19 protein-coding genes and 1 pseudogene are annotated in these 24,084 nt (G+C 72.8%); 9 read left to right on the top strand and 11 right to left on the bottom strand.

Features of this window, described 5'->3' with window-relative positions:
- Positions 1 to 256 precede the first annotated feature (256 nt).
- From EDC50_RS06985 to EDC50_RS06970, 4 genes are read right to left on the bottom strand one after another with little or no spacing between them, the layout of a single operon-like run.
- Positions 257 to 919: an ABC-type transport auxiliary lipoprotein family protein gene (locus tag EDC50_RS06985; RefSeq protein WP_123769778.1), complete on the bottom strand. Its 663-nt coding sequence runs from the start codon at positions 917 to 919 to the stop codon at positions 257 to 259.
- Positions 916 to 1,842 carry an MlaD family protein gene (locus tag EDC50_RS06980; RefSeq protein ID WP_123769777.1) on the bottom strand — a complete coding sequence of 309 codons (927 nt, stop codon included), beginning with the start codon at positions 1,840 to 1,842 and terminating at the stop codon, positions 916 to 918. The genes EDC50_RS06985 and EDC50_RS06980 overlap by 4 nt, the downstream gene beginning before the upstream one ends.
- 1 nt (position 1,843) lies before the next feature.
- Complete coding sequence (locus tag EDC50_RS06975) at positions 1,844 to 2,656, bottom strand: ABC transporter ATP-binding protein (protein ID WP_123769776.1); 813 nt, start codon at positions 2,654 to 2,656, stop codon at positions 1,844 to 1,846.
- Position 2,657: 1 nt separating this feature from the next.
- Complete coding sequence (locus EDC50_RS06970; RefSeq protein WP_123769775.1) at positions 2,658 to 3,776, bottom strand: ABC transporter permease; 1,119 nt, start codon at positions 3,774 to 3,776, stop codon at positions 2,658 to 2,660.
- A 107-nt stretch (positions 3,777 to 3,883) separates the two neighbouring features.
- Here EDC50_RS06970 and EDC50_RS06965 point away from each other — a divergent pair, with 107 nt between their 5' ends.
- The gene (locus EDC50_RS06965) at positions 3,884 to 5,134 is read left to right on the top strand and encodes a threonine/serine exporter family protein (RefSeq protein WP_123769774.1); all 1,251 of its coding nucleotides are present in this window, start codon (positions 3,884 to 3,886) and stop codon (positions 5,132 to 5,134) included.
- Between the two features lie 237 nt (positions 5,135 to 5,371).
- On the opposite strand, the pseudogene EDC50_RS06960 reads toward EDC50_RS06965, so the two are convergent.
- From EDC50_RS06960 to EDC50_RS06950, 3 genes and pseudogenes are all read right to left on the bottom strand, one after another.
- Positions 5,372 to 5,737, bottom strand: a pseudogene (locus tag EDC50_RS06960) (H-NS histone family protein); the annotation flags it as partial.
- Positions 5,738 to 5,856: 119 nt separating this feature from the next.
- Complete coding sequence (locus EDC50_RS06955; protein WP_123769772.1) at positions 5,857 to 7,551, bottom strand: proline--tRNA ligase; 1,695 nt, start codon at positions 7,549 to 7,551, stop codon at positions 5,857 to 5,859.
- Positions 7,552 to 7,821: 270 nt separating this feature from the next.
- Positions 7,822 to 8,238 (bottom strand): DUF4124 domain-containing protein, encoded by a 417-nt coding sequence (locus EDC50_RS06950; protein WP_123769771.1) that lies wholly within the window; start codon positions 8,236 to 8,238, stop codon positions 7,822 to 7,824.
- An 81-nt stretch (positions 8,239 to 8,319) separates the two neighbouring features.
- Between EDC50_RS06950 and pssA the strand changes: the two genes are divergently transcribed.
- From pssA to rimI, 3 genes are read left to right on the top strand one after another with little or no spacing between them, the layout of a single operon-like run.
- Positions 8,320 to 9,096 (top strand): CDP-diacylglycerol--serine O-phosphatidyltransferase, encoded by a 777-nt coding sequence (gene pssA, locus EDC50_RS06945; protein WP_123769770.1) that lies wholly within the window; start codon positions 8,320 to 8,322, stop codon positions 9,094 to 9,096.
- Entirely contained in the window at positions 9,093 to 9,464 is a 372-nt protein-coding gene (locus EDC50_RS06940) for a hypothetical protein (protein WP_123769769.1), read from the top strand. Before pssA ends, EDC50_RS06940 begins: the two co-directional genes overlap by 4 nt.
- Before the next feature lie 53 nt (positions 9,465 to 9,517).
- Positions 9,518 to 9,952, top strand: coding sequence for a ribosomal protein S18-alanine N-acetyltransferase (gene rimI / locus EDC50_RS06935; RefSeq protein ID WP_123770399.1), 435 nt, complete (start codon positions 9,518 to 9,520; stop codon positions 9,950 to 9,952).
- A 182-nt stretch (positions 9,953 to 10,134) separates the two neighbouring features.
- Here rimI and EDC50_RS06930 read toward each other — a convergent pair whose 3' ends face one another.
- The 3 genes from EDC50_RS06930 to EDC50_RS06920 form a co-directional block, all read right to left on the bottom strand.
- Positions 10,135 to 12,912, bottom strand: a complete 2,778-nt coding sequence (locus EDC50_RS06930; protein WP_123769768.1) for a valine--tRNA ligase — start codon at positions 12,910 to 12,912, stop codon at positions 10,135 to 10,137.
- Between the two features lie 139 nt (positions 12,913 to 13,051).
- Positions 13,052 to 13,474, bottom strand: coding sequence for a DNA polymerase III subunit chi (locus EDC50_RS06925; RefSeq protein WP_123769767.1), 423 nt, complete (start codon positions 13,472 to 13,474; stop codon positions 13,052 to 13,054).
- Between the two features lie 5 nt (positions 13,475 to 13,479).
- Entirely contained in the window at positions 13,480 to 14,964 is a 1,485-nt protein-coding gene (locus tag EDC50_RS06920) for a leucyl aminopeptidase (RefSeq protein WP_123769766.1), read from the bottom strand.
- A 179-nt stretch (positions 14,965 to 15,143) separates the two neighbouring features.
- Between EDC50_RS06920 and lptF the strand changes: the two genes are divergently transcribed.
- Together lptF and lptG are read left to right on the top strand one after the other, a co-directional pair.
- Positions 15,144 to 16,247: an LPS export ABC transporter permease LptF gene (gene lptF, locus EDC50_RS06915; protein WP_123769765.1), complete on the top strand. Its 1,104-nt coding sequence runs from the start codon at positions 15,144 to 15,146 to the stop codon at positions 16,245 to 16,247.
- Positions 16,244 to 17,344, top strand: coding sequence for an LPS export ABC transporter permease LptG (lptG, locus tag EDC50_RS06910; RefSeq protein WP_123769764.1), 1,101 nt, complete (start codon positions 16,244 to 16,246; stop codon positions 17,342 to 17,344). Before lptF ends, lptG begins: the two co-directional genes overlap by 4 nt.
- 89 nt (positions 17,345 to 17,433) lie before the next feature.
- Here the strand turns inward: lptG and EDC50_RS06905 are convergent, their stop codons facing one another.
- Positions 17,434 to 17,901, bottom strand: coding sequence for an RDD family protein (locus EDC50_RS06905; protein ID WP_242003084.1), 468 nt, complete (start codon positions 17,899 to 17,901; stop codon positions 17,434 to 17,436).
- Positions 17,902 to 17,931: 30 nt separating this feature from the next.
- Between EDC50_RS06905 and xerD the strand changes: the two genes are divergently transcribed.
- The 3 genes from xerD to purL all read left to right on the top strand — a co-directional run bounded on the left by xerD (position 17,932) and on the right by purL (position 23,984).
- Entirely contained in the window at positions 17,932 to 18,885 is a 954-nt protein-coding gene (gene xerD, locus EDC50_RS06900; protein WP_123769762.1) for a site-specific tyrosine recombinase XerD, read from the top strand.
- Positions 18,886 to 18,960: 75 nt separating this feature from the next.
- Positions 18,961 to 19,803 carry a DsbC family protein gene (locus EDC50_RS06895; protein ID WP_123769761.1) on the top strand — a complete coding sequence of 281 codons (843 nt, stop codon included), beginning with the start codon at positions 18,961 to 18,963 and terminating at the stop codon, positions 19,801 to 19,803.
- A gap of 266 nt (positions 19,804 to 20,069) precedes the next feature.
- Complete coding sequence (gene purL, locus EDC50_RS06890; protein WP_123769760.1) at positions 20,070 to 23,984, top strand: phosphoribosylformylglycinamidine synthase; 3,915 nt, start codon at positions 20,070 to 20,072, stop codon at positions 23,982 to 23,984.
- Positions 23,985 to 24,084: the final 100 nt, after the last annotated feature.

Here is a 24,084-nt window from a genome sequence, read left to right as displayed (position 1 = left end):
CAGACAAGCGCAACCTGCCCCGCCGTCGCCGCCCGCTTCCGGGCGCGGCCTTCGGCCCTGGCTGCGAAGGGCGAAGCGCATCGAGGCAGCGAGAGGCCCGGCTCGGCGCGGCTCACGCCCTCGTTCCCGGCCCAGCCCGGACGAGCGAAGCGCATCCGGGATCCCCGTCGCGGCTTCCGGGGGCATCCCGTCGGCCAGGGCCGAGCGCGAAAGGGCGGCGCGCATCGGGGACGCAGAAGCCCGGCCGCGGCGGGTTCTAAGGACGCTGGCGGTGTGCGTCGCGCTCGTGCGCCGCGCCGGAGGCCAGGGTCCAGCCGGCGAGCTCATGCGCGAGTTCGCCGAGGCCGAGCCGGAACGCCTCGACCACGTCGGGCACGGCCGCGCTCGCCGCCGGCTGGGCGCGGGCGAAGCTGCGCGCGGCGACGATGCGCTGGTCCTGCGCGTGCAGCAGCTTGGCCGCGACCTCGATCGTCGCCGCCGGCGCCGCGCCCTGCGCGCCGTAGTCCGATTCGAACCGGCGCAACTCCAGCAGCAGCCGGTAGTCGGCGTTGAGGCCGCTGCCCTGGCGCGCCGCGCCGGGCAGCTTGCCGGAGGCCTCGAACGTGCGCAGCAGCGCGTCGCTGAGCATCTCGCTCGGCGGCCGCGCCCATTGCGCGCCCTTGTAGACCTGCAATTCGTTCGGTTGCGGCCGCACCGCGATGCGCAGGCTGTCGATCATCCGCGCCGCGTTCGGCGGCGGCAGCGCGAGCTGCCAGTCCACCGCCGGCCAGCCGGGCTCGGCGCGCAGCTCCGGCTCGGGGTCGTAGATGGTGCTCGCCTCGCGGGTCGAGTTGCCGAGGACCGAGCAGCCGGTCGCGGCCAGCGCGAGGAGGCCCGCAAGCAGCGGGCGGGCGAAGGAAGGCGGGCGTCCGGTGCTCATTTGGGTTCGAACTCCTTGGGGGCGTCGCGGCCGAGCAGGTAGCGGGTGGGGTTGCCGTCGAGGCGGTCGCTGATCCGGCGCAGGTCGCGCACCAGCGCGCGCAGTTCGGTCAGGGTCGGGCCGAGCTGGGCCAGGCCGTCGTTGGCGAAGCTGCCGATCGCGGCGCGGTTGTCGTTGAGGATCGAGTCCGCGCCCGCGGCGGCCGAGTCGATCCGGTTCAGCGTGCCGTCGAGCCTGTTCACCATCGCCGGCAGCTTGTCGACCAGCTCGCGGTCGACCTTGTCCAGCGAGCCGTTGGCCTTGTCCAACGTGCGCGCCAGCTCCTCGCTGGACCTGCGCGCGTTGACGATCAGCGCGCGCAGGTCCTCGCGCTGGTCGGCGATCGAGCCGGTCATCGCCTCGATGTGCGCCAGGGTGTTGGACACGCGCCTGACGTTGTCCTCGCTCAGCACCTGGTCCAGGCGCGCGACCAGGCGGTTGGCGGTGTCGGCGATGTTCTGCAGCGCCGAGGCTTCGGTCTGGATCACCGGCACCTCGCGCCGGTCGATCTCGTCCAGCGGCGGGCTGCCCGGCATGCCCCCGGTGAGCTGGATGAACGGGCTGCCGGTGATGCCGGCGATCGACAGCCGCGCGCGCGTGTCGGCCTTGATCGGCGCGCTGGCCTGCAGGCGCAGCACCGCGATCACCCGGCGCGGATCGTCCGGCGCCAGGCTCAGGTTCTGCACCGTGCCCACCGCGATGCCGTTGTACTGCACGGCGCTGCCCTCGGACAGCCCGGTAACCGGCTCGTTGAACACGACCGCGTAGTTCTTCCACTCCTTCTCCGAGGAGTACTTGGCCGCCCACAGCGCGAACAGCAGCAGGAACAGCGTCGTCACCAGGGTGAAGGCGCCGATCAGGACGTAGTTGGCCTTGGTTTCCATCTCAGTTCGCCTCGCGGGTCGCGCGCGCCGCCCGGGCGCGCGGGCCGTGGAAATATTCCTGCACCCAAGGATGGTCGAAGCGCTCGACCTCCGCCAGCGGCGCGCACGTCACCACCTTGCGGTCGGCCAGCACCGCGACCCGGTCGCAGATCGCGTACAGCGTGTCCAGGTCGTGGGTGATCAGGAACACGGTCAGGCCCAGCGCCTGCTGCAGGGTCAGCAGCAGGCGGTCGAACGCCGCCGCGCCGATCGGGTCCAGGCCCGCGGTCGGCTCGTCCAGGAACAGCAGCGGCGGGTCCAGCGCCAGCGCACGCGCCAGCCCGGCGCGCTTGCGCATGCCGCCGGACAGCTGCGCCGGCAGCTTGTGGATCGCGTCGGCCGGCAGGCCGGCCAGCTTCACCTTGAGCAGCGCCAGCTCGTACAGCAGCGAATCGGGCAGGCCGCCGTGGTACTCCTTGAGCGGCACCTGCACGTTCTCGCCCACGGTCAGCGAGGAGAACAGCGCGCCGTCCTGGAACAGCACCCCGGTGTGGCGCTCGATCGCGCGGCGCTGGGCCGGGTCGCGGCTGCGCGCGTCCAGGCCCAGCACCTCGATCGCGCCGGCGTCCGGTTCGCGCAGGCCGAGGATGCTGCGCATCAGCACCGACTTGCCGGTGCCGGAGCCGCCGACCACGCCGAGGATCTCGCCGCGGCGCACGTCCAGGTCCAGCCCCTCGTGCACGACCTGCTCGCCGAAGCGGTTGACCAGGCCGCGCACGCGGATCGCCGGCGTGTCCGCGGCGGGATCGACGACGGCGGCGGGCGCGACGGCCACGTCAGTACCCCAGTTCCATGAACCAGATCGCGAAGAACGCGTCGAGCACGATCACCAGCGAGATCGCCTGCACCACGCTCGAGGTGGTGCGCTCGCCCACCGACTGCGCGGTGCCCTCGACGCGCAGGCCCTGCAGGCAGCCGATCAGCCCGATCAGCAGCGCGAACACCGGCGCCTTGGCCAGGCCGACCAGGAAATGGCGCAGTTCCATGGTCTCGTGCATCCGCGCCAGGTATTGCTGCGGCGGGATGTCCAGGCTGTAGGCGCCGACGGTGAGGCCGCCGAGAAGGCCGAAGATCATGCCGATGAAGGTCAGCAGCGGCAGCATCACCAGCAGCGCGAGCAGGCGTGGGATCACCAGCAGGTCGATCGGGTCCATGCCCAGGGTGCGGATCGCGTCGACCTCCTCGCGGCTGACCATCGCGCCGATCTGCGCGGTGAACGCGCTGGCGGTGCGGCCGGCGAGCACGATCGCGGTCAGCAGCACGGCGAACTCGCGCAGGAACGAGATGCTGACCAGCTCGACCACGAACAGCAGCGCGCCGAAGTCGCGCAGGATGCTGGCGCCGAGGAAGGCCACCACCGCGCCGACCAGGAAGCACAGGATCGCGATCAGCGGTACCGCGTCCAGGCCGACCTGCTCCATGTGGTGCACGGTCGCGGTCGGCCGGAAGCGGCCGGGCTCGCGGAACATGCGCAGCAGCTTGACCAGGCCCTCGCCGAAGAACGCGACCAGCGCCAGCAGCTCGCCCCAGTTGCGGGTGACCGCCCGGCCGAGCCGCTCCAACGCGGCGTTGATGCCGTATTCGCGCTTCTTCTTCGGGCGGTCGTCGGCGACGTCCTCGATCGCGCTGACCAGCGCGCGGTGGTCCTCGCGGAAGGCGAACGCGCCGAAGTCCAGGCCGCGCCGGCGGGCGAAGCGCAGCAGCTGCAGCACGCCGACCGAATCCAGCCGCTCGATCGCGCTGGCATCGATCGAGGCCACGTCGTCCGGGGCGCGCGCCAGGGCCGCGCCGATGCGTTCGGCGAACTCCAGGGTCCAGCGCCCGGACAGGCGCAGCTGCGCGGGCCCGGAGCCGTCGCTGGCGATCTGCGGCGCGTGATCGAGGGTTTCGTCCATGCCGGCGCAAGGATAGCAGCGCGGATCGGGGCCGTCCGGCGCGGCGACGCCTCGCGCCCGCGCATGGCCGTGCCGCGCGCCGCCGATCGCGCGTACGATGCCCGGCCATGACCGCCGCCGCTCCCTTGAACGCCGCCAGCTACGCCGCCCGGATCAATTTCGTGGTCGAACTGGCCGAGCGCCTGCACGCCTACGGCACCACCGCGCAGCGCCTGGAAGGCGCGGTGTCCGCGGTCGCGCACGCGCTGCGGCTGGAGTGCCAGCCCTGGTCGAACCCGACCGGGTTGATCCTGACCTTCAGCGATCCGCTGCGCCGCCCCGGCGAGAGCGACATCACCCGCGTGATCCGCCTGCCGCCGGGCGAGAACGACCTGTACCGCCTGGCCGAAACCGACCGCATCGCCGAGGACGTGATGGCGGGGCGGCTCGACCTGGCCGAGGCGCACGCGCAGATGAGCGCGCTGGACCGGCCGCCGAGCCGGCGCTTCCGCGCCATGCAGGTGCTCGCCTACGGCCTGGCCGCGGTCGGCATCGCCGGTGTGCTGCGCCTGCCGTGGCTGGACATCGGCGTGGCCGGGATCAACGGCCTGCTGATCGGCCTGCTGGTCCAGGCCGCGGAACTGCGGCCGCCGTTCAAGGAGGCGCAGGAGGCGATCGCCGCCCTGTTCGCGGCCGGCATCACCCTGCTGGTCGCCGATTTCGTCGGCCCGCTGAACCAGAACACGGTGATCATCGCCTCGCTGATCGTGCTGCTGCCGGGCATGGCGCTGACCAACGCGATGAACGAGCTGACCAGCCAGCACCTGGTCTCCGGCACCGCGCGCTTCGCCGGCGCGGTGACCACGGTGCTGAAGCTGACCGTCGGCGTGGCGATCGCGCTGTACGTCGCCGCCCTGCTGGGCGTGGACCCGCAGGTGCGCGCGTCGCGGCCGCAGCCGCTATGGGTGGAGTGGGCGGCGCTGGCCCTGGCCTCGTTCGCGTTCGCGGTGCTGTTCCGCGCGCATCGCCGCGACTACCCCAAGGTGATGGCCGCGGCCGCGGCGGGCTATCTGATCTCGCGCTTCGGCGGCCAGGCGCTCGGCAATCCGGCCGGCATCTTCCTCGCCGCGCTGGTGCTGACCGCGGCGGGCAACGCCTACGCGCGCTGGCGCCACCGGCCGGGCGCGATCCTGCGCGTGCCCGGCATCATCATGCTGGTGCCCGGCAGCGTCAGCCTGCGCGGGCTGCTGGTCCTGGTGCAGGAGCAGGACGTCGGCGCCGGCCAGAGCGCGCTGCTGGCGGTGCTGAACATCCTGCTGGCGCTGATCGCCGGCCTGCTGTTCGGCAACCTGCTGCTGCCGCCCCGGCGCAATCTCTAGCCGCAGGGCCGGCCCGGACCGGCGCGAGGCGCGCGAACGGCGAGATGCCCGGATCCGGCCGCGTTTTTCCCGGGCCGGCCCGGACGGGCCCGCATCCGGATGCGCTCCTGCCGGCGCCGCGCGGGGGAGAAAACCCGCGGGGGAAAATGCCCGGCGCGCGGCCGGGCCCGGGCGGCGGCGCAACGAAAAACGCCGGCGCGCGGCCGGCGTTTTCCCGAAAGCGGAGGCCGATTATTTGATCAGGAACTCGTCGAGCGAGCGGCCGCTGCGGGTGTAGGCCGCCAGCCAGCGCGGCTGCTTGCCGCGGCCGGTCCAGGTTTCCGCCGGATTGTCGGGGTTGCGGTATTTCGGCGGGACCTTGCCGCCGGCCTTGCGCCCGGCGCCCGCGGCTTTCTTCGCCGCCTTGGCCGGCCGCCCGGGGCGCGCCGGCGCCGCGCCGCCGAACAGTTCGGCGATGGTGTAGCCCTCGGCCCTGGCCAGCTGGGTCAGCCGCTTGCGCACGGCGGCGATCGGCTTGCGCTTGCTGAGCGCGTTCTTGCGCTTCTTGGCCTGGTTGATCAAGGCGTCGAGCTCTCTCGCGGACAGCGATTCGATATCGATCATGGAGCCTCCGGAAATAGGGTCGGTGAATATCGGCCGGTCCGTGGCGAATGCCGGATGATAATCGCCCGCCGCGCCGGCGTAAATCCACGACCGCGGTCGCGTTATTCGGCCGCGCCGCGTTACAGGCCGAAACGGGCCAGCAGCGCGGCGCGGTCGAGGTTTTCCGATTCGCCGGCGCGGCGGTGGCGGTATTCGAACGTTCCCGCCGCCAGGCCGCGCTCGGACACCACGATCCGGTGCGGAATGCCGATCAGCTCGATGTCCGCGAACATCGCGCCGGGGCGCAGGCCGCGGTCGTCGAGCGCGGTTTCCACGCCGGCGGCGGCGAGTTCCCGGTACAGCGCCTCCGCGGCTTCGGCCACCGTGGGGTCGTTCTTCGGGTTGATCACGCACACCACCGCGCGCCAAGGCGCCATCGCCTCCGGCCACACGATGCCGGCGTCGTCGTGGTTCTGCTCGATCGCGGCGGCGACGATGCGCGAGATGCCGATGCCGTAGCAGCCCATCGCCGGCACCGTGGCCTTGCCGTTCTCGTCCAGGACGGTGAAGCCCAGCGCCTGCGAATACTTGCGCCCGAGCTGGAACACGTGGCCGACCTCGATGCCGCGCGCCAGGCGCAGCTCGCCGCCGTCCTCGGCGCGGTCGCCCTCCACCACGTTGCGGATGTCGGCGACGACGTCCGGCTCGGGCAGGTCGCGGCCCCAGTTGACGCCGGCCAGGTGGAAACCGGCCTCGTTGGCGCCGACGACGAAATCGGCCATCGCCGCGACCTCGCGGTCGGCGACGATGCGCACGGCCTTGCGCGGGTTCAGCGGGCCGAGGAAGCCGGGCTCGCAGCCCAGGTGCTCGAGAATCTCGGCCTCGCCGGCGAGGCGGTGGCCGGCCAGCCCCGGCACCTTGCCCAGCTTGATGCCGTTGACCGCGTGGTCGCCGCGCACCAGCGCCAGGACGAAGCCGTCCTCGGCCATCAGCGCGACCGACTTGACCGTGCGCGCCAGCGGGATGCCCAGCAGCGCGGCCACGTCCTCGCAGGTCCGCTGCGTCGGGGTCTCGACCTTGCGCAGGGTTTCCGCCGGCGCCGACCGCGGGCCGGGCGCCGCCGCCGCCGCCGCCTCGACGTTGGCGGCGTAGTCGGAGCCGGTGGAGAAGGCGATCGCGTCCTCGCCGGAATCGGCCAGCACGTGGAACTCCTGCGAGGCGTCGCCGCCGATCGCGCCGGAATCGGCCTGCACCGCGCGGAACCGCAGCCCGAGGCGGGTGAAGATGCGGCTGTAGGCGGCGTGCATGTTGCGGTACTCGCGCGCCAGGTCCTCGTCGGTGAGGTGGAAGGAGTAGGCATCCTTCATCAGGAACTCGCGCGCGCGCATCACGCCGAAGCGCGGGCGGATCTCGTCGCGGAACTTGGTCTGCACCTGGTAGAAGTTCACCGGCAGCTGCTTGTAGCTGCTCAGCTCCTGCCGCGCGAAGTCGGTGATCGCCTCCTCCGCGGTGGGGCTGTAGCAGTACTCGGCTTCCTTGCGGTCGCGGATCTTCAGCAGCTGGTCGCCGAACTTCTGCCAGCGCCCGCTCTCCTCCCACAGCTCCTTCGGCTGGATCGTCGGCAGCTGCAATTCGATCGCGCCGGCGCGGTCCATTTCCTCGCGCACCACGGTTTCGACCTTGCGCAGCACGCGCAGGCCCAACGGCGACCAGGTGTACAGGCCGGCGGCGAGCTTGCGGATCATGCCGGCCTTGAGCATCAGCTTGTGGCTGACGATCTCGGCCTCGGCGGGCGTTTCCTTGCTAGTATGGAGATGGAACTGCGACAGGCGCATCGGCGGGCTTTCGGGGTAGGGAAGCGGCCATTTTGCCATCACCGAAGCCGCGTCCCCGCCGGGCCGGAGAAAAAAGCCGCCGGGGAACAGGCGGAAACGGCGGCGCGGCGCCGGAAACCGCGCACCGGCGCCCCGATCCGGGGGCGCTTGGCCCGAGTCCGCTACGCGGGCGCCCGGCACGCGGGAAAGCGGGGCCACTCCCGCTTTCCGCCCCTTGTCCGCCGGTTCCCCGGTGACGGCGTCCGGCGCTTCCGCAACGGAAACGGCGCGTCAGCCGCCGCTGCCCGCGACCGCCGGCGCCTCGCAATAGGTCTTGATCTGCGCCTCGGCCAGGGCGACGCGGTTGGCGCGCTCGCTTTCGGTGAGCGTGCGCTCGGGCTTGCCGTCCCGGTCCTCGTCGACGCCGACCGGGCTGCCGCTCTGCAGCACCTGCAGGTTGCTGCGCGCGTTGCTGCAGTTGGCGTTGACCACCGGCTTGGCGGCAGCCTGCGGCGCCGGCTCGGCCGGGTTGCGGATGGCGCGGTTGCGGTAGGCCGCGTCCGGCGGCGGCGAGTCCGAATAGTGGGTCACGCCCTGGGCGTCCTTCCATTGGTACACCTTGCTCGCGGCGGCGGGCAGGGCGAGGGCGAGCAACAGCCCGGCGCCGAGCCAGGGCAGCAGGCGGAGGGAACGGGGCGGGCACGGCATGGCGGGCTCCGGAGCGCGGGCGGGCAAACGCGCCGATTGCAGCACCGTGCCGCGGCGCAAGCAAGCGCTACACTTCCGAACATGGACGAGACGCAACAAACGCCGCGGCCGCGCGGACGCGGGATCTACCTGCTGCCGAACCTGTTCACCACCGGCGGCCTGTTCGCCGGTTTCTACGCCATCATCGCCGCCACCCAGGGCCGCTTCGACGACGCCTGCGCGGCGGTGTTCATCGCCGCGATCCTGGACGGCGTGGACGGGCGGGTCGCGCGGCTGACCAATACCCAGAGCGAGTTCGGCGTGCAGTACGACTCGCTGGCCGACCTGGTCAGCTTCGGCCTGGCGCCGGCGCTGGTGACCTACCACTGGGCGCTGTCGACGCTGAAGTTCGACGGACCGCTGGCGGGCAAGATCGGCTGGATCGCCGCCTTCCTCTACGCCGCCTGCGCCGCGCTGCGCCTGGCGCGCTTCAATTCGCAGGTCGGGCAGGTCGACAAGCGCTGGTTCATCGGCCTGGCCAGCCCGGCCGCGGCCGGGCTGGTCGCCAGTTTCGTCTGGACCTGCCACGAGCTCGGCTACGCCGGCGAGCAGCTGCGCTACCTCGCCCTGGCGGTGACCGTGGCCGCGGGCCTGCTGATGGTCAGCCGCCTGCGCTATTTCAGCTTCAAGAGCGGCGGACCGCGCCACGACCGGGTGCCGTTCCTGGCGATCGTCGCCGCGCTGGCGGTGGTGATCGCGATCGCGATCGATCCGCCGAAGGTGCTGCTGGCGATCGGCGTGCTGTACGCGCTGTCCGGTCCCGCCTACGCGGTGTGGCGACGGCTGCGCCGCGCGCCGGCGGGCGAGGCGGCGCCATGACCGGCCTGTGGAGCGCCGAGCAGCACGAGTGGCTGCGGGCGATGGGCCTGACGCCGTGGCGCCTGGCCACGCCGGAGGACGAGCGCGGCGGCGCCGAGCGCGCGCGCGCGGCGGCGGCGGAACTGCTGGCACCGGTGCCGGGGCCCGGCGACGCGGCGCCGGCGCGACCCGTCCCGCCGCCGCGGCGGCCGCCCGCGGCGGGCGACCGGCTCGGCGCGGCGATCGCGCGCGCCGCGCGCCGCCGCGAGTGGGACGCCGACCTGGCCGCGTTGCTGCCCGACCCGAGCCGATTGCGCGGCGACGCCGCCGGCAAGCGCGCGCTGTGGCCGCGCCTGCGCGCGTTGCGGCGCGGGCAGGGCGGCGCGTGAACGCCCACGCCTCTTCCGCGGGGCACCGGCAACGCGCGGCCGAGCTGCGGCCGATGCGCGAGGACGATCTCGACGCCGTGCATGCGGTGGAGGTGCGCGCCTACGAATTCCCGTGGACGGTCGGGATCTTCCGCGACTGCCTGCGCGCCGACTATCCGGCCTGGGTGCTGCAGCAGGACGGCATGGTGATCGGCTATTTCCTGATGAGCCTCGCCGCCGGCGAGGCGCACGTGCTCAACATCTGCATCGACCCGGCCGAGCAGGGCCGCGGCCACGGCCGGCGCCTGCTGCGCGCGCTGCTGCGCATCGCCCGCGGCCGCGGCGCCGAGCGGGTGTTCCTGGAAGTGCGCCCGTCGAACGCCGGCGCGATCGCGCTGTACCACTCCGAGGGCTTCAACGAGATCGGCCGCCGCCCGCGCTACTACCCCGCCCGCGACGGGCGCGAGGACGCGCTGGTGATGGCGATGGAGCTGCTGCCGGAGGCGTAAGGACAGGAACGAGTCGAGAGGAACCGGGAGCGAGCGCCCGGGTCCTCGCTCCATTCGGCTCGTTCCCGCGCTTCAATCCGGGGCCCGGACCAGCGAGGCGCCTCGGAGGGGGCCTCCTCGGGAGCGAAACGCGCGGGGGCCCGCTCACTCGCCCCGCGCTCCCCTTCTCTCGGTCCCGCGCTTCAGCCGAGCTTGGCCCGCTGCGCCACCAGCGCCTCGCGTTGCGCGGTCCAGTCGGCCAGGCGCTGGCGCTCCTGCTCGACCACGGCGGCGGGCACCTTGTCGGTGAACCTGGCCAGCTTGGCCTCGCTCTTTTCCTTCTCCGCGGTGACGCGGGCGATCTCCTTGTCCAGGCGCGCGCGCTCGGCGGCGAGATCGACCAGGCCTTCCAGCGGCACCAGCAGCTTCAGCTCGCCGACCACCGCGGCGGCCGCGGCCGGCGCCGCATCCGCGTCGGCGAGGAATTCGATGCCCTGCAGGCGGGTCAGGAAACGCAGCTGCGAATCGAAGCGCGCCGCGCGCGCGCGGTCGTCGTCGCCGGCGCCGGCCAGCAGCAGCGACACGGGCTTCGACGGCGCGACGTTGAGCTCGCTGCGGATCTTGCGCAGCGCGGTGACCATCGCCTTGAGCCACTCGACGTCGGCCTCCGCCGCCGCGTAGTCGCGGCCGGCGAACTCGGCGGCCTGCGGGTAGGGGCGCAGCATGACCGTGCCTTCGGCCAGGCCCAGCCGCGGCGCGACCTGCCGCCACAGCTCGTCGGTGACGAACGGGATCAGCGGGTGCAGCAGGCAGAGCAGGCGCTCCAGCGCGTACAGCAGGGTGTGGCGGGTGCTGGCGGCGGCCGCGGCGTCCCCGCCCTGCAGCGCCGGCTTGGCCAGTTCGACGAACCAGTCGCAGAACTCGTTCCAGGCGAACTCGTACAGCGCCTGCGCGAGCAGGTCGAAGCGGTAGGCGGCGAAATGCTGCTCGGCCTCGGCGGCGACCTGGGCCAGGCGCGACAGGATCCAGCGTTCGGCGTCGGTGTGCGGCTGCGGCGCGCCGTCGAAGCGCGCGCCTTCGGTGTTCATCAGCACGAAGCGCGTCGCGTTCCACAGCTTGTTGCAGAAGTTCTTGTAGCCCTCGGCGCGGCCGAGGTCGAACTTGATGTCGCGGCCATGGGTCGCCAGCGCGGCGATGGTGAAGCGCAGCGCGTCGGCGCCGAAGGCGGGGATGCCCTCGGGGAACTCCTTGCGCGTGGCCTTCTCGATCCTCTCGGCCATCTTCGGCTGCATCAGGCCGGTGGTGCGCTTGGCGACCAGCTCGTCCAGCGAGATGCCGTCGATCAGGTCGAGCGGATCGAGGATGTTGCCCTTGGACTTGGACATCTTCTGCCCGTGCGCGTCGCGCACCAGGCCGGTGATGTAGACGTGCTCGAACGGCACCCGGCCGGTGAAGTGGTCGGTGGCCATGATCATCCGCGCGACCCAGAAGAAGATGATGTCGAAGCCGGTGACCAGCACGGACGAGGGCAGGTAGCGGTCGAAGCCGCGCGCGGCCATCGCCTGCGCGTTCGGCCAGCCGAGGGTGCTGAACGGCCACAGCGCCGAGGAGAACCAGGTCTCCAGGACGTCGTCGTCCTGGGCCAGGGCGATGTCGTCGCCGAGGCCGTGGCGGGCGCGCACCTCGGCCTCGTTGCGGCCGACGTAGGCCCGGCCCTGCGCGTCGTACCAGGCGGGAATGCGGTGGCCCCACCACAGCTGGCGGCTGATGCACCAGTCCTGGATGTTCTCCATCCAGTGGCGGTAGGTGTTGATCCAGTTCGCCGGGACGAACCGGATCTTGCCGCTCTCGACCAGCTCCAGGCCGCGCCGGGCGAGGCCGTCCATCTTCACGAACCACTGGTCGGTCAGGTAGGGCTCGATCACCTGGCCGGTGCGGTCGCCGCGCGGCACCTGCAGCTTGTGCGGCCTGGCCTCGCGCAGCAGGCCGCCGGCCTCGAGGTCGGCGAGGACTTCCTTGCGCGCGGCGAAGCGGTCCAGGCCGCGGTATTTCTCCGGCGCGTTGTCGTTGACCTTCGCCTCCGGGGTGAAGACGTTGAGCAGCGGCAGGCCGTGGCGCTGGCCGACCGCGTAGTCGTTGAAGTCGTGCGCCGGGGTCACCTTGACCACACCGGTGCCGAACTCGCGGTCCACGTAGTCGTCGGCGATCACCGGGATCTCGCGGCCGCTCAGCGGCAGGGTCACGGTCTTGCCGACCAGGTGGGCGTAGCGCTCGTCCTCCGGGTGCACCATCACCGCGACGTCGCCGAGCATGGTCTCCGGGCGCGTGGTCGCGACCACCAGCTCGCCGCTGCCGTCGCTGAGCGGGTAGGCGATCGACCAGAGGAAGCCGTCCTCCTCCTCGTTCACCACTTCCAGGTCGGAGATCGCGGTCTTCAGCGCCGGGTCCCAGTTGACCAGGCGCTGGCCGCGGTAGATCAGCCCCTGCTCGTGCAGGCGGACGAAGGCCTCGACCACCGCCTCGGCGGCCATCGGGTCCATCGTGAACACGCTGCGCGACCAGTCGCCGGAGGCGCCGAGCCGGCGCATCTGCCGCTCGATGGTGTCGCCGGACCGGCGCTTCCAGTCCCACACCTTGGCGACGAAGCCTTCGCGGCCGAGCGAGTCGCGGGTCTCGCCCCGGCCCTCCAGCGCGAGGTTGCGGCTGACCACCATCTCGGTGGCGATGCCGGCGTGGTCGGTGCCCATCTGCCACAGCGCGTCGTAGCCGCGCATGCGGTGGTAGCGGATCAGCGCGTCCTGCAGCGTGTGCTGGAACGCGTGGCCCATGTGCAGGGTGCCGGTGACGTTCGGCGGCGGCAGCAGGATCGCGTACGGCTCGCCTTCGCCGCGCGGCTTGAACACGCCGCTGCGCTCCCATTCCTCGTACAGGCGGGCTTCGAACTGCTTGGGGTCGTAGCTGGGGGCGAGGCTGTGGGTCATGGGCTCGGAATCGTGGTTGTGGCCTCCTCTCCCGCCTGCGGGAGAGGGTCGGGGCGGGGGCAGGACGTCCGCGAACGAAGCAGAACGCCCCGGCCCGCCCTTCGGGCGCCTTCTCCCGCGGGCGGGAGAGGGCATCGATTTACATGTCGTGCTTGTTCAGTTCGAAGCCGCGCGCCTGGTACTGCTTCCAGCGTTCGCGCAGCGGGCCGCGCGCGGCGGCGTCCGCCGGCACGACCTCGAGCACGCGCTCGAAGCCGCCGGCCACCGCCGCGTCGCGCAGGTTGATCACCAGCGGGCGGAGCGGCGCGTCGACCTCCGGCGGCGCGATCAGCACCGGCGTGAGCTCGTCCTCTTCGTCGCCGGCGATCTGGTGCGGCACGTAGGCGTCGTCGTCGAACGACCACAGCAGGTCGTCGAGGCGTTCGGCCTGCTCGGCGTCCCGCGCCAGCACCAGGGTCCACTGCTCGGCCTCGACCGCCTTGCGCGCCAGCTCGCACACCAGCAGCAGCGGTTCCTCGCGGAAGCGCGGTTTCTGGATCAGGTAGAAATCGGCGCGGGGCATGCCCGTCACGCCGCGCCGGAGGCGCGGTCCAGCAGCCACTGGCTGAGCAGGCCGACCGGGCGGCCGGTGGCCATGCCCTTGCGGCCCTCGTCCGAGGCGGAACCGGCGATGTCCAGGTGCGCCCAGCGCTGGCCCTCGGCGAAGCGCGCCAGGAAGCAGCCGGCGGTGATCGCGCCGGCCCAGCGGCCGCCGATGTTGTAGACGTCGGCGAAGCTGGACTCCAGCAGGGTCTGGTACTCGTCCCACAGCGGCAGGCGCCAGGCGCGGTCGAACACCTCTTCGCCGGCGGCGAGCAGTTCGTCCGCCAGGTCGTCGTGCTTGCTCATCAGGCCCGACGCGTACTTGCCCAGGGCGACCATGCAGGCGCCGGTCAGGGTCGCGACGTCGACCAGCGCCTGCGGCTCGAAGCGCTGCGCGTAGGTCAGCGCGTCGCACAGGATCAGCCGGCCCTCGGCGTCGGTGTTGCCGACCTCGATGGTCTTGCCGGACATGCTGGTGAGCACGTCGGAAGGACGATAGGCGTCGGCGTCGGGCATGTTCTCCACCGCCGGCACGATCGCGACCAGGTTGACCGGCAGCTTCATCCCGACCGCGGCGACGACGGTGCCGAGCACGGTGGCGCCGCCGCACATGTCGTACTTCATCTCCTCGATGCCGCCCTGGGTCTTGAGGTTGATGCCGCCGGTGTCGAAGGTGATGCCCTTGCCGACCAGCACGTACGGCTTGCTGTCGCCGCCGCCCAGGTACTTGAGCACGATGAGCTTCGGCGGGTTGGCCGAGCCGCGGCCGACCGCGAGCAGCGCGCCCATGCCGAGCTTCTCCATCTCGGCCACGTCCAGCACTTCGCACGAGGTGGTGTCGAAGCGCGCGGCGAACTCCTGCGCCTGCTGCGCCAGGTAGGCCGGGTTGCAGACGTTCGGCGGCAGGTTGCCCAGCTCGCGCGCGAACTGCACGCCGGCGGCGATGGCCTGGCCGCGGGCCAGGGCCAGGGCGTCGTCGCCGTGGATCGCCAGCGTGCGCAGGCCGGGCTCGTCCTTCTTGCGCGTGGCGCCGAGCGTGGCGGTGTAGCGGTAGCAGGCGTGGTCGGCGGCGATCGCCGCCTGGCGCACGTTCCAGGCGGCGTCGCGGCCGGGCACCGGCAGTTCGGACAGGGTCAGCAGCGCGTGCGCGACCGGGCCGCTCTTGAGCGCGCGCGCGGCGTCGCCCACCGCCTTGAGGTACTGCGGCACGCCGAACTTGGCGCGCTCGCCCAGGCCGACCACCAGCACGCGCGGCGCGGCCACGCCGGGCAGGTCGTGCAGCAACGCGGTCTTGCCGGTCTTGCCGCTGGCGTCGCCGCGCTCCAGCAGGGCGCGGATGCGGCCGCCGCTGGCCTCGTCGAGGGCCTGCGCGGCGGGGCTGAGGCTGTCGTCGGCGAAGGCGCCGACCACGACGCAGTCGGTCTGGGCGGAAGCGGGCGCGTCGCGGTTCAGGTCGAATTCGAGGGCCATCCAACAGATTCCCGGCAGAAAGAGGTGAACGAGTTCGGTACGGAGTTCCGCACCCGGAGTCCGTACAATCGGGCGTCCGATCGGGGTCGGCAAGGTCCTGGCCGCGTCATGCGCAGCCGTCGCGCGCCCTGGTACGAACCGACGATTTTAGAGCAACCCCGCCCCCGAAACCGAATCCGATGCCGAAACTGGACCGCTACCTGTTGAGCGAATTCGCCCAGGCGACCTTCGCCACCCTGGTGGTGCTGATGATCGTCACCGTCGGCGGGGCCTTCACCGACGTGCTGCAGGACATCGCCCGCGGCCGGGTGCCGGCGGGGATGATGCTGGCCCAGCTCGGCCTGGTGGTGCTCAAGTGGCTGCCGCTGATCCTGCCGCTGGCGCTGATGCTGGGGCTGATGCTGGCGGTGGGGCGGTTGTACCGCGACTCGGAGATGCCGGTGATCGCCTCGATCGGCGTCGGCCCGCGCCGGCTGCTGCGGCCGCTGCTGCTGCTGGCCGCGCCGCTGGTGGCGGTGGTCGCCGCCTGTTCGCTGTGGCTGGGGCCGTGGGCGGACCGGCTGTCCAAGCAGATGATCAACGAGGCCGGCCGCAACCTGGCGGTGGCCGGCCTGGAGCCGGGCGCGTTCACCGGCATCCCCAACGGCGGCGGGGTGATCTACGTCGGCAGCATGTCCGGCGACGGCAGCCGGTTCGAGCGGGTGTTCATCTACCGCGACCTCGGCGAGGGCCGCATCGACGTCACCACCTCGGCGCGCGGCGAGGTGACCGTGGACCAGGCCGGCAGCCGCTACCTCACCCTGCACGACGGCTTCCAGGTCGAAGGGCCGCGGGTCGGCGACCGGGACTTCCGCATGCTGCACTACGCGCGCAACCAGCTGCTGCTGCCGGCCAGCGAGCAGCGCTACGACCCCGACGCGCCGGACATGCAGCCGACCCTGAAGCTGCTCGGCGACGGGCGCCGCGAGGCCACCGCGCAGCTGCACTACCGCCTGGCGCCGCCGCTGCTGACCCTGGCGTTCGCGCTGATGGCGGTGCCGCTGGCGCGCAGCATGCCGCGGCAATCGCGCTACGGGCGGGTGGTGATGGGCTTCCTGGCCTACCTGATCGGGCTCAACCTGATGATGGCCGGCCGCGGCTGGCTGGCCAGCGGCAAGATCGCGCCGGCCTTGGGCCTGTGGTGGCTGGTGCTGCCGGCGCTGGCGATCGGCGCCTGGCTGTACTTCCGCGACGGCCGCCTGGGCCGGCCGAAACGCATCGCGGCAGCGGAGACGGCGCGATGAGGCTGCTGCCGAAGATCCACGACGTCTACGTCGGCAAGGCGGTGCTGGGCACGGTGCTGCTGACCTGGGCGGTGCTGATCGGCCTGGACCTCATGCTGGCGTTCGTCGGCGAGTTCGGCGACATCGGCAAGGGCGACTACGGCTTCGCCCAGGCGGTGAGCTACATGGCGCTCAGCGTGCCGCGCCGGCTGCACTACCTGTTCCCGTACGCGGCGGTGATCGGGGCGCTGATGGCGCTGGGCCAGCTCGCGGCGACCTCCGAACTGACCGCGTTGCGCGCCGTGGGCCTGTCGCGGCGCCGCCTCAGCCTGGCGGTGGCCGGCGCGCTGGCGCTGCTGACCGCGTTGATGGTGATCAACGGCGAGACCCTCGGCCCCTGGGGCCAGCAGCGCGCGGACGCGCTCAAGGCCGCGGCCAAGTCCGGCAACACCGTGGTGGCGCAGTACAGCGGGCTGTGGGCGCGCGAGGGCGAGGTGATCCTCAACGCCGCCGGCGGCGAGGAGCGGGAGGCCGGCGACGACCGTTGGCTGCAGCTGCACGACGTCACCTTCTACGAATTCGGCGAGGACGGCCGGCTGAAGTCGCTGGCGTTCGCCAAGGTCGCCGAGCACCGGCCGGGCGGCTGGCGCCTGCGCGAGGTGACCCGCGCCCACTTCGAGCCCAGGTCGGTGCGGCAGGAGCGGGTGGCGGAGGAGCGCTGGAACTCGCAGCTCGACGCCGCCGCGCTCTCCGCCGGCACCGAGCGCCCGCGCTACCTGTCGGCGAACGCGCTGCGCAAGGCGATCGAGTACCGCGAGCGCAACGGCCTGGACGCCTCGGAGTTCCAGGAGCACTACTGGGGGCGCTGGTTCTACCCGCTCAACGTGCTGGCGCTGTGCCTGGCGGCGGTGCCGTTCGCGTTCGGCACGCTGCGCAGCGGCGGGCTGGGCAAGCGGCTGTTCGTCGGCATCGTGTTCGCGCTGGGCTTCTGGCAGCTGCAGACCCAGTTCGTGAAGCTGGCCACCGTGTACAAGTTCGACTACCGCCTGGCCTACCTGCTGCCGACCGTGATCATGCTCGGCGTGTCGGCCTACCTGTTCAAGCGGCGCAGCGGCTGAAGGGCCGAAGCGGCGGGTGGCGCGCAACCAACGAGCGGGAACGGGAGCGGCCATGGGTGCCGCTGCTCGTTTCCCGTTCCTCCCACCCGTTACTTGCCCGGCCTGGGCAGGCGCACCATCCGGGTGCCGCTGGCGCGGTCGTGCCAGGTCAGGCGGTCGCGGTCGAACCAGGCCCACCAGAAGCCCAGGCCGCCGAGCAGCAGCGACAGCGTGCCCACCGCATAGCGCAGCGCCAGCGCGCGCCAGGGTGGCGGCTCCGCTGCGGCGCCGACCACGCGCAGCCGCCACGGCCGCATGCCGAGCGTCTGCCCGCCGCGGCGCCAGCTGATCGCCGCGTAGGCGCCGCCGACCAGCCAGCACGCCAGCCACAGCAGCCACTGCAACGCACTGAACGGCGCGATGTTCTCGCGCGCCGGGTGGCCGCCCAGGTAGAAGCCGACCGTGAACGCCGCCGACACCAGCATCCACAGCGCCAGCGCCGGCCACAGGTCGTAGAGCAGCGCGAGCAGGCGCCAGCCGATCAGGGCGGCGGGGCGGGAAGGGGAAGCGGATGCCATCGCATCAGCATAGCCGCTAAGCTGCGTGCGATGACCGCGAAGACTCCCGCCGACCGCCGCCGCAACGCGCATGCGCTGCCGCCGCTGGCGGACGCCGACGCCGCCGCGATCGGCGGCTTCCTCGATGCGATCTGGGCCGAGCAGGGGCTGGCGCAGCAGACGCTCGACAGCTATCGCCGCGACCTGGAGCTGCTCGCGCGCTGGCGCGGCGGCCGCGACGGCGGCCTGGCCGGCGCCGACCGCGCGGCGCTGTTCGACTACCTGGCCTGGCGCACGCGCGAGGGCTACTCGCCGCGCAGCAACGCGCGGCTGCTGTCGGCGCTGCGCGCGTTCTACGCCTGGTGCCTGCGCCGCCGCCTGCGCGGCGACGACCCGACCGCGCTGCTCGAGCCGCCGAAGCTGCCGCGCGCACTGCCGAAGGCGTTGCCGGAAAGCCAGATCGACGCGCTGCTCGCCGCGCCCGACGTCGCCACGCCGCTGGGCCTGCGCGACCGCGCCATGCTGGAGCTGATGTACGCCGCCGGCCTGCGCGTCAGCGAGCTGGTGAACCTGCCGGCGACCGCGCTGAACCTGCGCCAAGGGGTGCTGCGCGTGCTCGGCAAGGGCGGCAGGGAGCGGCTGGTGCCGCTGGGCGAGGAGGCGCAGCACTGGCTGGAGCGCTACCTCGCCCAGGCGCGGCCGCAGCTGGCGGGCGGGCGCGCGCTGGCGCCGCTGTTCCTCTCGGCCGGCGGCGAGGCGCCGACGCGGCAGCAGTTCTGGCAGCTGGTGAAGCGCTACGCCGGCGCGGCCGGCATCGACCCGGCGCGGATCAGCCCGCACGGCCTGCGCCACAGTTTCGCCACCCACCTGCTCAATCGCGGCGCGGACCTGCGCGCGCTGCAGATGCTGCTCGGCCACAGTTCGCTGTCGACCACGCAGATCTACACGCTGGTGGCGCGCGAGCAGCTCAAGCAGTTGCACGCCAGGCACCATCCGCGCGGTTGAGGCGTGTCACAATCGGCGGAACCTTCCCCCCGTTCCGGCGGTCCGAGGATCGCCTTTCAGCAAGGAACCCGCTCGATGAAGCGCACTCTCATCGCCCTGGTCGGCGCGATCAGCCTTTCCGCCTGCGCGCAGGCGCCGCAGCCCGCCGACGCAGCGAAGACCCCGGCCGCCACCACCCAGCCCGCCGCGGCCAGGCCGGCGGCGAACACGCCGGAGGCGCGCGCGGTCGAGGCGGTGCGGCAGCTCAATCCGCACGTCGAGGTCGAGCGCGTCGGCGCGGCGCCGCTGCCGGGCTTCCGCGAGGCGGTGGTGGCCGGGCAGGTGGTCTACGTCAGCGACGACGGCCGCTACCTGTTCCTGCCCGGCGCCGGCGGCGCGCTGTTCGACGTGAACGCGAAGAAGAACCTGAGCGAGGCGGCGATGGCGCAGATGCGCGTCGAGTTGCTCAAGACCATCCCGGCCAGCGAGCGCATCGTGTTCGGCCCGCCGAACCCGAAGTACACGGTGACGGTGTTCACCGACGTCGAATGCGGCTACTGCCGCAAGCTGCACAGCGAGATCGCCGAGTACAACCGCCAGGGCATCGCGATCGAGTACCTGGCCTTCCCGCGCATGGGCATCGGCAGCGAGGACTACAAGAAGATGGTCTCGGTCTGGTGCGCGCCGGACCGCAAGACGGCCCTGACCGACGCCAAGAACGACCGCGCGCTGCCGAACCGCGAGTGCAAGACCACGGTCAACGCGCAGTACGACCTCGGCCAGCGGGTCGGCCTGACCGGCACGCCGATGATCCTGGCCGCCGACGGCACCCAGCTCGGCGGCTACGTGCCGCCGAAGGCGTTGCGCGAGGCCCTGGACCGGCTGGCCGCGGAGAAGGCGCCGGCCACCGGCGCGGCCGCGGCCCCCAGCGGCGGCTGAGCGGCTGCGGCGGGATTTTCGCCGCCGCGCGACGCGGGCCGGCACGGGTAAAGGGTTTCGAAATCGCGCGCCGGAACCGCCGGCGCGGCAACGGCCGGCGAAGCGGCCCGTGGGCGCCGCCTCGCCCTCGCCGCGCGCATCCGCGCCGCTCCGCGGCCGATGGCTTTCGCCGTGGCCGCCGCCGCTCCGGCCCGGGCCGGCGTCCGGGCGGGCGCGCGGGGCGTTCGGTACAATGACCGGCCCGACTGTCGTACGGTTCCCCGGACATGATCGTCCTCGAGGGCGCTCCCGCCCTGTCGCCGTTCCGGCTGGAACGGCTCCAAGCCCGTCTTCAAGCCCTGCATTCCCCCCTCCGTCTCCTCGGCGCCTGGCCCGTGTACTGGGTCGAGGCCGAGGCGGGCGCGCGTCCGGACGAAGCCGCGCTGCGCCGCATCCTGCAGGCCGGGCCGAGCGCGGCCGCGCGCGCCGAGGGCGCCGTCTCGCGCTACGTCACCCCGCGCCTGGGCACGCTGTCGCCGTGGGCGAGCAAGGCCACCGAACTGCTGCGCGGCGCCGGCCTGCCGATCCGCCGGGTCGAGCGGGGCCTGCGCTACGACCTGGCCGGCTGGCCGGCCGCGGGCGCGGTGCAGGCGGCGCTGGTGCGCGCCCTGCACGACCCGATGACCCAGTCGGTGCTGGACGACCGCGACGCCGGCGCCGCGCTGTTCGCGGCGCCCGCGCGCGGCGAGCTGGAGCGGGTGCCGCTCGAGGCGCTGGAAACCGCCAACGCGCGCCTGGGCCTGGCCCTGGCCGAGGACGAGATCGCCTACCTGCGCGAGCGCTACGCCGCGCTCGGCCGGCAGCCGTCCGACGTCGAGCTGATGATGTTCGCGCAGGCCAACTCCGAGCACTGCCGGCACAAGATCTTCAACGCCTCCTGGACCATCGACGGCAAGCCGATGCAGGCGAACGGCGCGCCGCTGTCGCTGTTCAAGATGATCAAGCACACCCACGCCAGCACGCCGGAACACACGCTGTCGGCCTACAGCGACAACGCGGCGGTGGTGGCGGGCTATCCGAGCCGGCGTTTCCGCCCCGACCCGGCCGACGGCGTGTACCGCGCCGAGCCGCAGACCGATTCGGCGTTCGCGATCAAGGTCGAGACCCACAACCACCCGACCGCGATCGCGCCGTTCCCCGGCGCGTCCACCGGCGCCGGCGGCGAGATCCGCGACGAGGGCGCGACCGGCCGCGGCGGCAAGCCCAAGGCCGGCCTGTGCGGCTTCTCGGTCTCGCACCTGCGCATCCCGACCCTGCCGCAGCCGTGGGAACGGCCGCGCGCGCTGAACCCGCGGATGGCCTCGGCGCTGGAGATCATGCTCGAGGGCCCGATCGGCGCGGCCGCGTTCAACAACGAGTTCGGCCGCCCCAACCTGGCCGGCTACTTCCGCAGCTTCGAGCTCGACGAAGGGGCGCAGGTGCGCGCCTACGACAAGCCGATCATGCTCGCCGGCGGCCTCGGCGCGATCGACCGGCCGCAGGTGAAGAAGCTCGGCATGAAGCCGGGCGATGCGGTGATAGTGCTCGGCGGCCCGGCGATGCTGATCGGCCTGGGCGGCGGCGCGGCCAGTTCGGTGGCCTCGGGCGAGAGCGCCGAGGAGCTCGACTTCGCCAGCGTGCAGCGCGACAACCCGGAGATGCAGCGGCGCTGCCAGGAAGTGATCGACCGCTGCGTCGCGCTCGGCGAACGCAACCCGATCGCCACCGCGCACGACGTCGGCGCCGGCGGCCTGTCCAACGCGATCCCCGAGCTGCTGCACGATTCCGGCCTCGGCGGCGTGATCGACCTGGCCAAGGTGCCCAGCGACGATCCGTCGCTGTCGCCGATGCAGCTGTGGTGCAACGAGTCGCAGGAGCGCTACGTGCTCGGCGTGCCGGTGGACCGGCTGGACGAGTTCGCCGCGATCTGCGAGCGCGAGCGCTGCCCGTTCGCCGTGGTCGGCCACGCCACCGCCGAGGAGCGGCTGGTGGTCGGCTACGGTGCGACCGCGGACACGGCGAAGAACGGCGACTGGCCGATCGACCTGCCGATGGACGTGCTGTTCGGCAAGCCGCCGAAGATGCACCGCGACACCGCGCATCCGCCGGCGACGCCGTGGCCGGCGCTGCAGTGGCACGGGCTGGACCTGCGCGAGGCGGGCCTGCGCGTGCTCGCGCACCCGACCGTCGCCGCCAAGAGCTTCCTGATCACCATCGGCGACCGCAGCGTCGGCGGCCTGACCGCGCGCGACCAGATGATCGGCCCGTGGCAGCTGCCGGTGGCGGACTGCGCGATCACCCTGAGCGGCTACGACGGCTTCGCCGGCGAGGCGATGGCCATCGGCGAGCGCACGCCGCTGGCGTTGCTCGACCCGGCCGCCGCCGCGCGCATGGCGGTCGGCGAGGCGGTCACCAACCTGTGCGCGGCGCCGGTGGAGGCGCTGGACCGGATCAAGCTGTCGGCCAACTGGATGGCCGCGGCCGGGCATCCCGGCGAGGACGCGCGCCTGTTCGACGCGGTCAAGGCGATCGGCCTGGAGCTGTGCCCGGCGCTGGACCTCAGCATCCCGGTCGGCAAGGACTCGCTGTCGATGCAGGCGCAGTGGCAGAGCGGCGGCGCGACGCACAAGTCGGTCGCGCCGGTCTCGCCGATCGTCAGCGCGTTCGCGCCGGTGCCGGACGTGCGCACGCAGCTCACGCCCCTGCTGGAGCGCGAGGGCGAATCCGAGCTGTGGCTGATCGGCCTGGGCGCGGGCAAGCAGCGCCTCGGCGGTTCGGTGCTGGCGCAGTGCCATCCCGAGGCCAACGGCGGCGCCGCGCTGCCGGCGTTCGCCGGGCCGCTCGGCGTCCCCGACCTCGACAACCCGCAGCGCCTGCGCGACTTCTTCGAACTGATCCGCGAGGCGCGCGAGGCCGGCCTGCTGCGCGCCTACCACGACCGCTCCGACGGCGGCGCCTTCGCCGCGCTGTGCGAGATGGCGTTCTGCTCGCGCACCGGCCTGGACATCAACCTGGACGGCTGGGGCGACGATCCGTTCCGCACGCTGTTCAACGAGGAGCTCGGCGCGATCGTGCAGATCGCGCTCGAGGACCGCGCCGAGTTCGCCGACCTGGTCGCGCGCCATGGCCTGATCGACTGCGCCCAGCGCATCGCCCGCCCGACCGCGAGCGCCTCGGTGCGCGTGCGCCACGAGGGCAAGACCCTGGTGGAATGGCGCTGGGACGAGCTGTTCGACGCCTGGTGGGCGACCACCCACGCGATGCAGCGGCTGCGCGACAACCCCGAGTGCGCGGACGAGGAGCGCGCGCTGGCGCGCGACTTCGACGCGCCGGGGCTGAAGCCGAAGCTCGCGTTCGACCCGGCCGAGGACGTGGCCGCGCCGTACCTCAATCGCGGCGCGCGGCCCAAGGTCGCGATCCTGCGCGAGCAGGGCGTGAACAGCCACGTCGAGATGGCCTTCGGCTTCGACCGCGCCGGCTTCGCCGCGGTCGACGTGCACATGACCGACCTGATCGCCGGCCGCGTCGACCTGGCGCAGTTCAAGGGCCTGGCCGCGTGCGGCGGCTTCAGCTACGGCGACGTGCTCGGCGCCGGCCGCGGCTGGGCCACCTCGATCCTGGAGCGCGCCGCGTTGCGCGAGGCCTTCGCCGCGTTCTTCGCCCGCGAGGACAGCTTCGCCCTGGGCGTGTGCAACGGCTGCCAGATGTTCAGCCAGCTCAAGTCGATCATCCCGGGCGCGCGGCACTGGCCGACGTTCCTGCGCAACCGCAGCGAGCAGTTCGAGGCGCGCCTGGGCCTGCTCGAGGTGGCCGAGTCGCCGTCGCTGTTCCTGCGCGGCATGGCGGGCTCGCGCATCCCGGTCGCGATCGCGCACGGCGAGGGCCGCGCCGCCTTCGACAGCGACGCCGACCAGGCCGCCGCGCCGGTCGCGCTGCGCTACGTCGACGGCGACGGCCGCGTGGCCACGCGCTATCCGCTCAACCCGAACGGCTCGCCCGACGGCATCGCCGGCCTGACCAGCGACGACGGCCGCGTGACCATCCTGATGCCGCACCCGGAGCGCACCCTGCGCAGCGCCAACTTCAGCTGGGCGCCGCGCGAATGGGGCGAGGACTCGCCGTGGCTGCGGCTCTTCCGCAACGCGCGGGTGTGGGTGGGCTGAGCCGCCGGAGGCCCGCGCCGGCCTCCGCGTTGCGGCGCCCGCTCGGGCGTCGATGCGCGTCGCCTCCGCCCGCGTTGTTCTCCCGCGCGGGAGAGCGCGG

It is taken from the genome of Vulcaniibacterium tengchongense (assembly GCF_003814555.1).
GTDB lineage: Bacteria > Pseudomonadota > Gammaproteobacteria > Xanthomonadales > Xanthomonadaceae > Vulcaniibacterium > Vulcaniibacterium tengchongense.
Note: the sequence above shows the minus strand (reverse complement) of the source record. Positions and strands in the feature narration are given on the sequence as shown.

Coding starts and splice junctions, on each gene's coding strand:
- EDC50_RS06985 (WP_123769778.1), bottom strand. CDS start 919: ATGAGCACCGGACGCCCGCCTTCCTTCGCCCGCCCGCTGCTTGCGGGC.
- EDC50_RS06980 (WP_123769777.1), bottom strand. CDS start 1,842: ATGGAAACCAAGGCCAACTACGTCCTGATCGGCGCCTTCACCCTGGTG.
- EDC50_RS06970 (WP_123769775.1), bottom strand. CDS start 3,776: ATGGACGAAACCCTCGATCACGCGCCGCAGATCGCCAGCGACGGCTCC.
- EDC50_RS06965 (WP_123769774.1), top strand. CDS start 3,884: ATGACCGCCGCCGCTCCCTTGAACGCCGCCAGCTACGCCGCCCGGATC.
- EDC50_RS06955 (WP_123769772.1), bottom strand. CDS start 7,551: ATGCGCCTGTCGCAGTTCCATCTCCATACTAGCAAGGAAACGCCCGCC.
- EDC50_RS06950 (WP_123769771.1), bottom strand. CDS start 8,238: ATGCCGTGCCCGCCCCGTTCCCTCCGCCTGCTGCCCTGGCTCGGCGCC.
- pssA (WP_123769770.1), top strand. CDS start 8,320: ATGGACGAGACGCAACAAACGCCGCGGCCGCGCGGACGCGGGATCTAC.
- EDC50_RS06940 (WP_123769769.1), top strand. CDS start 9,093: ATGACCGGCCTGTGGAGCGCCGAGCAGCACGAGTGGCTGCGGGCGATG.
- rimI (WP_123770399.1), top strand. CDS start 9,518: ATGCGCGAGGACGATCTCGACGCCGTGCATGCGGTGGAGGTGCGCGCC.
- EDC50_RS06930 (WP_123769768.1), bottom strand. CDS start 12,912: ATGACCCACAGCCTCGCCCCCAGCTACGACCCCAAGCAGTTCGAAGCC.
- EDC50_RS06925 (WP_123769767.1), bottom strand. CDS start 13,474: ATGCCCCGCGCCGATTTCTACCTGATCCAGAAACCGCGCTTCCGCGAG.
- EDC50_RS06920 (WP_123769766.1), bottom strand. CDS start 14,964: ATGGCCCTCGAATTCGACCTGAACCGCGACGCGCCCGCTTCCGCCCAG.
- lptF (WP_123769765.1), top strand. CDS start 15,144: ATGCCGAAACTGGACCGCTACCTGTTGAGCGAATTCGCCCAGGCGACC.
- lptG (WP_123769764.1), top strand. CDS start 16,244: ATGAGGCTGCTGCCGAAGATCCACGACGTCTACGTCGGCAAGGCGGTG.
- EDC50_RS06905 (WP_242003084.1), bottom strand. CDS start 17,901: ATGGCATCCGCTTCCCCTTCCCGCCCCGCCGCCCTGATCGGCTGGCGC.
- xerD (WP_123769762.1), top strand. CDS start 17,932: ATGACCGCGAAGACTCCCGCCGACCGCCGCCGCAACGCGCATGCGCTG.
- EDC50_RS06895 (WP_123769761.1), top strand. CDS start 18,961: ATGAAGCGCACTCTCATCGCCCTGGTCGGCGCGATCAGCCTTTCCGCC.
- purL (WP_123769760.1), top strand. CDS start 20,070: ATGATCGTCCTCGAGGGCGCTCCCGCCCTGTCGCCGTTCCGGCTGGAA.